This is a genomic window from Sandaracinobacteroides hominis, assembly GCF_016464365.1.
Lineage (GTDB): Bacteria > Pseudomonadota > Alphaproteobacteria > Sphingomonadales > Sphingomonadaceae > Sandaracinobacteroides > Sandaracinobacteroides hominis.
This window is the reverse complement of record NZ_JADCUC010000016.1, coordinates 1-9,536: the sequence shown is the minus strand read 5'-3', so window position 1 is coordinate 9,536 and position 9,536 is coordinate 1. Positions and strand designations below refer to the sequence as shown.

General features: G+C 61.0%; 8 protein-coding genes and 2 pseudogenes. 2 read left to right on the top strand and 8 right to left on the bottom strand.

What is annotated here, in order from left to right:
* Both IM784_RS16920 and IM784_RS16850 read right to left on the bottom strand, forming a co-directional pair.
* A pseudogene (locus IM784_RS16920) lies at positions 1–195 on the bottom strand (IS481 family transposase); the annotation flags it as partial.
* Between the two features lie 206 nt (positions 196–401).
* Positions 402–737, bottom strand: a complete 336-nt coding sequence (locus tag IM784_RS16850; RefSeq protein WP_199556508.1) for an Arm DNA-binding domain-containing protein — start codon at positions 735–737, stop codon at positions 402–404.
* Positions 738–1,177: 440 nt separating this feature from the next.
* Here IM784_RS16850 and IM784_RS16845 point away from each other — a divergent pair, with 440 nt between their 5' ends.
* Positions 1,178–2,533 carry an IS1380-like element ISPme1 family transposase gene (locus IM784_RS16845; protein WP_199556507.1) on the top strand — a complete coding sequence of 452 codons (1,356 nt, stop codon included), beginning with the start codon at positions 1,178–1,180 and terminating at the stop codon, positions 2,531–2,533.
* Between the two features lie 175 nt (positions 2,534–2,708).
* Here IM784_RS16845 and IM784_RS16840 read toward each other — a convergent pair whose 3' ends face one another.
* From IM784_RS16840 to IM784_RS16815, 6 genes and pseudogenes are all read right to left on the bottom strand, one after another.
* Positions 2,709–3,695 (bottom strand): SGNH/GDSL hydrolase family protein, encoded by a 987-nt coding sequence (locus IM784_RS16840; RefSeq protein WP_199556506.1) that lies wholly within the window; start codon positions 3,693–3,695, stop codon positions 2,709–2,711.
* On the bottom strand, positions 3,637–4,740 hold the full coding sequence (locus IM784_RS16835; protein ID WP_199556505.1) for a collagen-binding domain-containing protein: 1,104 nt from the start codon (positions 4,738–4,740) through the stop codon (positions 3,637–3,639). The genes IM784_RS16840 and IM784_RS16835 overlap by 59 nt, the downstream gene beginning before the upstream one ends.
* A 210-nt stretch (positions 4,741–4,950) precedes the next feature.
* Positions 4,951–5,358: pseudogene (locus tag IM784_RS16830) on the bottom strand (transposase); the annotation flags it as partial.
* 209 nt (positions 5,359–5,567) lie between these two features.
* Positions 5,568–7,418 (bottom strand): HipA domain-containing protein, encoded by a 1,851-nt coding sequence (locus IM784_RS16825; RefSeq protein WP_199556504.1) that lies wholly within the window; start codon positions 7,416–7,418, stop codon positions 5,568–5,570.
* A 196-nt stretch (positions 7,419–7,614) separates the two neighbouring features.
* Positions 7,615–8,709 (bottom strand): helix-turn-helix transcriptional regulator, encoded by a 1,095-nt coding sequence (locus tag IM784_RS16820; RefSeq protein ID WP_199556503.1) that lies wholly within the window; start codon positions 8,707–8,709, stop codon positions 7,615–7,617.
* Positions 8,710–8,934: 225 nt separating this feature from the next.
* Positions 8,935–9,072 carry a hypothetical protein gene (locus IM784_RS16815; protein WP_199556502.1) on the bottom strand — a complete coding sequence of 46 codons (138 nt, stop codon included), beginning with the start codon at positions 9,070–9,072 and terminating at the stop codon, positions 8,935–8,937.
* A 28-nt stretch (positions 9,073–9,100) separates the two neighbouring features.
* On the opposite strand from IM784_RS16815, the gene IM784_RS16810 reads away from it, so the two are divergent.
* A partial coding sequence (locus IM784_RS16810) for a hypothetical protein (RefSeq protein ID WP_199556501.1) occupies positions 9,101–9,536 on the top strand: 436 nt, incomplete at its 3' end.

Genomic DNA, 9,536 nt, shown 5'->3' with positions numbered 1-9,536 from the left:
GGACAGAGTGGAGGAATGAGGGGCCTTCGGCCCGGTCTTCAGGTCCTCGACCGTCGCCCTTTTACGCCACTTCGCGACCGTCTTCGGGTTGATCCCCAGCTCCCGGCTCAGCGTCGCGAGCGAAGCTCGCGATCGCTGTATTGCTGCTCGGACGGCGTGCGTGGTCGTGGCGCACACATGACGTACCTGTCCCATACGGCTTCCTTCCATTCCAACGAAAGGATCGCACCATCAAACCATGGGATCAAACACCTGCTGTGAGCATCGCGGCGACGCCCCAAGCAGTGGTCCGCCGAATGCGTCGCGCCAGAATTGCCAGCGGCGCCAAGGCGATATCAGTCGCTGCAGACGCTTCCGGTCCAAGAAGCGTGTCAACGGGAAGCCAGCGCCTTTCGCTGTAGTCAGCCATATCGGGCTTTCTGGCCTCGCGCAAAGCGGAGCGACAACACCGTGGTCTTGGATGGGTCGTTGACGCTTGCATCGTCTACCGACAGAAGCGGCAACCCATTGCGTCGAGTGACCTGCGCCTTGTACGCCGGGGCGGCCTCCCGTGCATCGCAAAGCGACAGATGCCGCTCTGGCCCAAATGACAGGTCTTTGCGTTTTCCATCGAGCGTGAATCGAAACTGCCAGTACTTCCGGCCACTGGAATCGATGAAAAGCACCAAGCCATCGCCATCCGTATAGCGACCAGGCTGGGATAGCGAGCCGATCTCCCGAGCGGCCAATTTTACCACAGGCCGATCCTTTACCACCGGTTCTCCCATTGCTCGCATGAGGCAAGGCTGGGCAGCACGAGGCGGCATCAGGCGCCGGTCTTCGAATTTATGCAAGGCCTTCCAAAGGCTTCAAGGCAGGATGAGGCGACGTGAGGCGCCTTGAGACAAGGCGGTTGGCGGAGAGGGAGGGATTCGAATTAGGTAGATTTGCAAATTATATTCAATATGTTGATCCGACACTTCTAAGTTGTTCCCACCAAATTTCCCACTAGGAGCACCGCGTTCCAGAGTAGAGGAAATATTTTTCGCCTTCAGAGAACTCGTGCCGCCAATGAGCGCTTTCTCGTTCGTACATTCTATTCCACCCACATTCTCCAAGTAAGTCGCTGATTTCGCTGTCGTAATCGTGATATTTCGCATATAAATCATGGCGTTGACGGCTGCGAGGGGCGCGTTTCATGGATCACCTGGAGGGTGCGGGCTTGGCGCGGGGAGATCGGGTTGATTTCGACCGCCGTGTGCGTCTGGAGTTCCGTGGTGCGCAGATCAGTTCAGACGGTGGCCTGCTGGTGATGCGCGAGCTTGATGACGTGCTCGGCCTGTCCAATCTGGCGTCGGAGGCGCTGCGAGACAGCCGCACCGGGAAGAACACGCTCCATCGGCTTGACGGATTGTTCCGGCAATCGGTGTTCGGACGACTGGCCGGATACGAGGATGTGAACGATGCCGACCGCTTGGCCCTCGATCCCGTGATGCGTCAGGTCGTTGGCGGCAGGGCCGTCGAGGCGCAAGCTGCTTCGGCATCGCAGATGGGACGGTTCGAGACCGAGACGCTGGCTCTGGCCGCGAACCGGGCGGCGCTGGCCGATCTGAACGGCCAATGGATCGACCGGTTTCATGACCGCAACGGGTTGAAATACATCGTGCTGGACATGGACAGCTCGGTCAGCCCCACCCACGGCGATCAGGAAGGTGCTGCCTGGAACGGGCATTTCGACTGTACCTGCTATCACCCCATCTTCTTGTTCAACCAGTTTGGCATGCTGGAGCGCTGCGCCCTGCGTAACGGCAATGTCCACAGCGCCGATGGCTGGCGGGATGTCCTTGATCCCGTCATTGCCCGATATGCTGGCCCCGACCTTGGTGGACGCTTCTTCCGGGCCGACGCTGCCTACGCGATCCCCGCGATCTATATGCGGCTGGAAGAAGCCAGGTTCTTCTACGCCATCCGTCTGCCCGCCAACGCCGTCTTGCGCGAGAAGATCGCGCATCGGCTGACACGGCCCGTGGGACGGCCTTCGCTGACCAAGGTCAAACGGTTCTTCGAGGACTTCGAGTATCAGGCGGCGTCCTGGGACAAGCCGCGCCGCGTCATCGCCAAGATCGAATGGCATCCGGGCGAGCTGTTCCCCAAAGTCGGCTTCATCGTCACCAACCTGCCGATGGAGCCAGACTGGGTGGTGAGGTTCTACAACCAGCGCGGCACCGCAGAGCAGCACATCAAGGAAGGCAAATATGCCTTTCGCTGGACGCGGCTGTCATGCCGGAAGTTCCGGCACAACGAGGTGCGGCTGCAACTGCACGCGCTGGCCTACAACCTGGCAACCTTCCTGCGCTGCATCGAACTGCCCGAGGCCATGGCGGACTGGTCGTTGACCAGCCTGCAACTCAAGCTGATCAAGATCGGCGCCCGCGTCGTCCGCCACGCCCGCGCCATTACCTTCCAGTTGGCCGAGGTCGCCGTCACCGGCCCGATGGTGCGGGCCGTCCTTGCCGCCATCCGCCGTCTTCGAACGCCTCCGTCATGCGCATGACCACGATCCATGCCCAAGCTGAACGAAAGCGGCAGGACAGGTCCGTCTGCCGCGCGGAAAAGCGGCTCTGCCGGGCCAGAATGCTGCGGGTTCGAGGCTTGATCCACCCGACTTCGGCCGTTTGCGCGACGACAGACACCGCTCGGGGCGAAAAACGCTTGCCCAGCGAGCAAAATCAGGCGATCTTGAAGTCAAGCGGCAGGCCACTTGGGGAATGTCGGTTAACCGCGACCTCTACGGCCGCCTTGTCTTTCGGCCGGCGAACACGGGCGGGTGTCACGCGTGTCCCGTAATAGTCCGCAAAGGCAAGGAACGCAGGATTGATTTCCGGTTCACCACCCCGTTTGTTGCGAAGCACGATCGCCTTCAGATTATCGGAGCAAATCGTCTCGGGAACGCCGGCCACCAGAATATGCTGCGCGCCGAAGCCCGCAAGGCCAACCACTGTGTTGACCATGTTGGTGACATAGGCAGTGGCGATCTGCGCCTGAAGCGCCGGATTGCCGACTGCTGCCTGAATGGCGCTGACATCATTATTGCCAAAGTTCAGAATGAACAGCGTGTTGATATCGGGCAATTGTCCGGTGGCGGCAAGATAGGCGGAGTAGAGACTGACCTGCGTTGGCAGCCCCGGAATCATGCCCGCGTCACCGGATGCCCGCGCGCCGCCCACGGCGAAATTGGTTGCGCCCGGCGTGAACGAAAATCCCGGAGCGCCGGGGACGGTGCCCGCCGGATTTCCGGCATAGAAGTTCGCCGTTGGCGCGCCGAGGTTTGCATAGCCCAGATAATCCACCCAGGTCGGCCCGTCGGAGAAGCGCCCCTGCCAGAAGCCAAGCGCCGCATCGGGTTGCACACGCCCGGTGAATTCCCACACCACGCCGGCATCGACGAAACTGTCGCCGAACACCACGAATTGCGACGGTGTGAGAGCCGCGGCCGGCCCGGCAAACGCAAGCAGCGGGACCGCAACTGCCCCTGCCAGGACGTGAATGGACAGCATCCTGTTCATGCAAAATCTCCCCCGCTGCGGTAGGCAGCGGAGGAGAAATTGGCACGAAATCGTTAATTCAGCAATGCGGCAATGCGCATGCCGATTCCTGTCAGGCGGAAACCGCCTTGCGGCGGCGCACAGCGGCGCCCACCATGCCGAAACCGGCAATCAGCATCGCCCAGCTCGCAGGCTCCGGCACCGCCGGCGCCGGCGGATCGATCTCGCCGATGAACGGCGTTGCGCCATTGAAGGTGCCGAGGTGGATTTCACCGTTCATCGTCAGGCTCTTGGCCACAACCGATCCTTCGATCGGCGTGGTGTTGGTGATGTGAGCATAAGGCGCCAGCACCGAGCCATAGATGATGCGCTCAACGAAGATGTCGGTCGCTTCATAGAAGTTCCAGATGATCTGGCGATTCAGCGCAGCCGTGTAATTGCCAACGGGGTTGGACAGCCAGTTGATGCTGGAGCCGCCCACGTTGATGATGATCGGCGAGCTGGTGCTGGAGTTGAAATTGATCTCCGGCCCGAAATCGGCGGCGGTGATGTTGAACAGCGCATAGCCGGCGCCACCGTCCACGGCGTTGAACGTCGGCCCCTGGCCGCCAACCGTGATGAAGCTGGGGTTGCTGACCAATGAAAGGTCGCGAAGCGCCGTGGACAGCGCCTTCACGTCTGCATCGATCTTGGCCAGTTCCGTCGCCACCGCGCCGCTGGTGCTCGCCGCGTTCCAGCCAAGCCCAAGGCCGGCGTTGATGGTGGGGCTGCCATTCAGGTTCCCGGAAACCGTGCCGCCAGCATTCACCGTCACGCCAGACACGGTGTTGAAGCCGGAAACATTGCCGCCAACATTGTAAACGCCGGGCTTCGCATTGGTGTTGCCGGTCACGTTGCCGCCAACATTATAGGTGGCGCCCGCAGCGTTCAGATCCCAGCCGCCAGTGCTTCCGCCAATGACCAGGCCCGGATTGGTTGCGGCGGGATTGCTGCCGCCGGAAACCAGGCCATTGTCGAGACGGAAGTTGCCGATGGCGTCGCCACCGATGGTCACGGTCGCGCGGCCGCCTTCGGTCTGGCCCTGCACACCGCCGCGATAGGCGTTACCGGTACCAAACTGGCCCCCGCCAGTCACATTGCCGCCGATGAAGCTCTTGCCTTCAACTTCCTGCGACATGCTGACATCGCCAAGAACAATCAGGTTCAACTCTTTCATCGCTGTAACAGCGTCTTGTGCGCTCGGGGCAGCAACTGCCGGCGCAGAAACAGACGACAAGGCGAGAACCATCGTTCCGGCAAGTGTCGGGTTCAGAATGCCAATCATTATTTACCCCATTGCAGCTGGTGATTTCCGAGGCCCTCTCAATAGCTGCATCGGTCGCGTCCGTCAAGGTGGTGTAATTTCGGCTGTGGCCGTGGGCCATCGTCAGGCGGCTTTGGCGGTGATGTGTAGGGGCTGATTTTCCTCCTCGATCATGGGTTGGTTGAGTTCGGCCATGCCTTCGATCTGCATGTATCGGTGCTGGAGCTGCCACTCGTCGTTCCGCTCCATCAGCACAGCCCCGACGAGGCGGATGATGCTGTCTTCGTTCGGGAAGATTCCGACGACGTCGGCGCGGCGCTTGACCTCCTTGTTGAGCCGCTCGAGCGGATTGGTTGAGTGTAACTTCGTGCGGTGCTGGGTGGGGAAGCCGGTGTAGGCGAGCACGTCGGTTTCGGCCTCGTCCATGCAGGCGCCGAGCTTGGGCCAACGGGTGCGCAACTGGTCGGCGACCTGTCGCCAGACCTGCGTTGCGCTTTTCTGATCGGGCTGCAGGAAGACCTGGCGGATCGCGGTTCCATGCTCCTAAGCCTGCAGTTGAAGACGGATGTATGAGGCGATCTGACTTTCTATCACCTCCGAAACCGCCATTCGCTATATCGGCAAGCCGGATTGGTCGAGCCACGAAGCTCCCTCTCTCCTCTCGGCCTGCTGGCAGGCCGCCAGCACCCGATGTCATGATCCTGCGTTTTGGCGGGTGCGGTCTCGTTTGCATCGTCCGTTTATGGTTTGATCCCTAACCCGGCGCAGCGATCTGCGATAAGCATCGTCATCTTGTCCCGAACTGTCCGCACACCCTCCAGCTCCGCCGCGAACGCGGGCAGACGTAGGACGGGCGCGGCTGCCGCGACCCGTTCAACGAGTTCGGTCATCGCCTCGTCTGCCTTACCCTCGGCCAGACCGATGGTGCGTGCTGCTGCCAGGAAATCCCCCCGTGTCAGGCGATCATCCTTACCGTTGAGCTTCAGCGCCATGCGGTCTCCGCCCAGGCCCGGGAAGACCCGCGTCGTAACCGCGTCATAGAGTGGCGCGAACCGAACCGAGGTGAACGCCTTCGCACCCGGCTCGGCGACCTTGAGCAGCGCGAGGTTCTTCAGGTGCATATCGCCATCGGCGATCAGCCAGGCAAACACTGCGCGGCGGAACAGGATCTCGAGATCTGCTGCAGGATCGGTGGAGAGCGGCCGCAATCCGCGCGCCATGCGCTCGATCGTGCCGTCATATTTCGCGGAAGCCGGGAGATCGAGGACGGAACAGAAGTCCTCCAACGCAAGCCGTCGTTGGTCGTCCGGGCCATGACGAATATCGAAGCGCTCAACAACAAGCGCGGGCGACATGCCATCCGGCATCGGCGTCAGCGCGATCTCTGGCACGGCGAAGCCGGCGGCGCGACCCAGTTCCAGACAGAGCCACTCGACGATTGGCAGCATCTCGAAGCCGGCAGCCCCTGCAGGCTTCAGAATATGCGTGAATGGCAGGTGGATTGCCGGCAAGAGAACGCCATCGGCCGCAAGGTGCATTGGTGCCTTGATCTGCACGCCTGACAAGCGCGGGGTCTCTGCACGTGCGAAGATGCGCGCGAGGTTCTGCTCGAAACTCTCCTCGATCACACCGCGCGTCGGCCCCTCATAGCGGCCGGTGAAGCGCCCCCCCTCGACGAAACCCGCCAGTCTGGTCGTCAGGATATCCGCCGGCAGGCCTGCCAGTTCATCGCGCGCCTCAACCACGGTGACATTGGACATGTAGCGCCGCCCGCGCTTCAGCGCCTCGCGGTCGTCGCGCTCATGCAGCACCTGTGCCAGCCAGCCTTCCGGCAGCAGCGATTCGATAAAGGCCGGGAGTTTGCCCGGTGTGGTCTCGCGGACCAGGGCCGGGCCTGAGCGCCGGGCCGGCTTCCAGCGCCACTCAAAGCCATCATGCATCAGGCGACCCAGAGGCTCGCCATGCCAGGCAATCAGCAGATCGAGCGCGGCCTTGTTGGCGGGCACCTTGGCCGCTCCCGGCTGCACCAGAAGAAAGCGTTCGGCCCCTTCACCCTCTCGATACCAGCCATTCTCGCGCGCCAGTGCCCAGACTGCATCGGCCGCCTGCTTCGGCGTGCCGTGCTCTTCGACCAAGCGCGCGGCCATCTGCACACGCATCTGCGCCGTGATCGCGCTGGCATGTTCGCTGCGCAGGCGAAAAGCTTCTAGGAATCGCTGTCGTGGAGACGACACGTTGATGCGGAGTTCGCCCAGATCATCGCCAACCATCGCGACCGCCGTCGAGGGGTGAGGGGGCGCTTCGTTCTGGACGATCTCCAGGCTGCGCAACCGGGTCCGCTGGTTGCGGCGACCGCTGATAAACAGCCGCCCGTCCGGCGTCGGCGCGAGAAGCGACGCGCTCGCCGACGACAGATAGGCGTTGGGATAGAGATAGTGGGCGATGCGGACAGCATGCCCCAGAATGGCGGCATCGGCATCGACCTGCCGGTCGACATAGATGCCCCGGATGAGCTGGACGAGTTCTCCCGCCTGCGCCCGTTGGTGCGCGCGCTTCGCATCGATGGTCTCGCCAACCAGATGGATGGTCATTAGAATATCCCGTATATCAGATGCGCGATAATTCCATCATCCGGCCGAACACTGCAAGAATTATCTCGCATCTCAGATGCGGAATAATTCCTATGCGAAGCATGTGACGCAAATTAGCGGATGGGGGCGAGACAATGAAGGCGTGTGAGAGTGCGACAAAGGAAGAGTTGGCGTTGAAAGCCCCGCCATTGCCGCCCTATCCTCCCGTTCGTGTCAGCAGGCGCACCAGTTGGGATTGGCTACGCACATCGGCTTTCTCGAACAGGCTGGCGAGTTGTACCCGCGCCGTTGCATGCGCGATGGTCAGCCGATCCGCGATGATGCGGAGATTTCCCTCGCCGTCCAGCAGGGCTTTTGCGATGCGGATTTCCGCGGGGGTGAAGCCGTAGAGATTGGCCCAGCGGACAGCCGCTTCTGGTGGGCCTTTCTCCTCGGGATCGACTATATGAAGCAGCGCGGCGGCACCGAAACATGCGAAGAAGGCCGCACTGCCGGGCAGCGGAGAGGCGGTGATTGCCCAAGGCCGTTTGCCTGACGCGCGGCCGATACTGACAGCATCACCGGAAGCCCCCCCTGCAGGCAGCGTACCCTTCAGTGCAGTCCGGATGAGCCCGTCGAGGCGATGTTGCGGTTTGCCACGCAGAAAGCCTCCCACCAGCTCAAGGCCATCATTCTGCGCAAGATATCGTTCCGCGCGCGGGCTTAGCATGAGCGCCCGCCCCCGGTTGTCGAGCGCGATGATGGCATCCCGCTCCCCAAAGAAATCCGGTGGCCGCGCCGCCAGCCGGGTGGCATGCTCCATATGGTCGAACAGCAGCCGGGACAGAGCGACATTGCCATCTGTCAGGCCCTCATGATGAACACCGGGGTGCAACGCCATCCCGAGCACCAGATCGGCCTGCGGCTCGGTGTAGAAGAGATGCCAGACCTCCGACATAAGTGCATCGCGACTCCAGCGGGTATAGGAATTGGCTGCAAAATCCTCCCCAAGGATGGCGCGGGTGTCAGCATATCGCTGTTTCGGATGGCTGAGGGTGTACGCTATGGTTGGATCGATCCGAGCGAACTCCTCTTCATATTCTTTGAAACCGCTCAACAGTTTGCCGGATATGTTTCCGCAATAACGAATTTTCGAAAAGGCGCCGAATTCATTATCAAGTGCAGCCAACATTATGAAATTGCTTGAAGTTATCGCAACAATTTCGTCCATAGCGGAATCCAGAATTTCGTCATCATGCTGACCGGCATAAATTCTGTAGATCAGAGATGAAATTCCGGAATCCAGAGACATTGAATATCGACCCCTCTTCCAAAAGAGTTAGGAACGCACAGGTCAGATATGTTCTCTATCGCATTTCTTCCTGATTCTCACCCCAGCATATTTTCATGCGCAAGAATGTCGCTGAAATGAGATATCGGAAATGCACCTGACAGCTGGCATCCTCCACTGCGGGAACTCAAATCCGAGAACTTTGGCCGAAAACAAAGGAATTTCGTCGCGCATAGTGCAGATGGATTATTCAGCACGAAGAATACCAAGGGCATCCTCCACCGGCGTAACACGCGAATCGAAGCGAACGGGGGTTTGTTCGATGCAGGGGTTGATTTCGCCTATCCGCCACAGGTCCGTCAGGTCAGCCTCTTCGCTGGCCATCGCCCTTTCCCTGATTCTTGCGCCTGTTGTGCCGGCGCGGGCCGCCACCATCTACTGGCTTCCGGATGCGGACGGTTACTGGGACGTGCTGGCCAACTGGAATAGCGGTTTTCCAGGCGCGGGCGACGATGTGGTGCTGGATGTGGGCGGGGCGACCGTCCGCACGATCAGCTTCCGCTCTGGCACAGTCAACGTAAATTCGCTGACCAGCCAGGAAGATCTGGCGGTGACCGGCGGGCAGCTCACGATCAACAATGCCTATGTGAATACCAAGGCAACCCGCCTGCAAAACGGAACGCTGACGCTGAACGGCGCCTCGACCCTGGCGTCGTTGGTGCAGACTGGCGGCACCTTATCAGGCGCTGGTGTTCTGACCGTGACCGGTGCGGCGAGCTATGGCGGCGGAGGCAGCAAGAGCCAGACCGGGACCGGCTCGACGATCCACAACGGCGCGGTGACGCTGG

Coding starts and splice junctions, on each gene's coding strand:
- IM784_RS16845 (WP_199556507.1), top strand. CDS start 1,178: ATGGATCACCTGGAGGGTGCGGGCTTGGCGCGGGGAGATCGGGTTGAT.
- IM784_RS16835 (WP_199556505.1), bottom strand. CDS start 4,740: ATGAAAGAGTTGAACCTGATTGTTCTTGGCGATGTCAGCATGTCGCAG.
- IM784_RS16825 (WP_199556504.1), bottom strand. CDS start 7,418: ATGACCATCCATCTGGTTGGCGAGACCATCGATGCGAAGCGCGCGCAC.
- IM784_RS16820 (WP_199556503.1), bottom strand. CDS start 8,709: ATGTCTCTGGATTCCGGAATTTCATCTCTGATCTACAGAATTTATGCC.
- IM784_RS16815 (WP_199556502.1), bottom strand. CDS start 9,072: ATGGCCAGCGAAGAGGCTGACCTGACGGACCTGTGGCGGATAGGCGAA.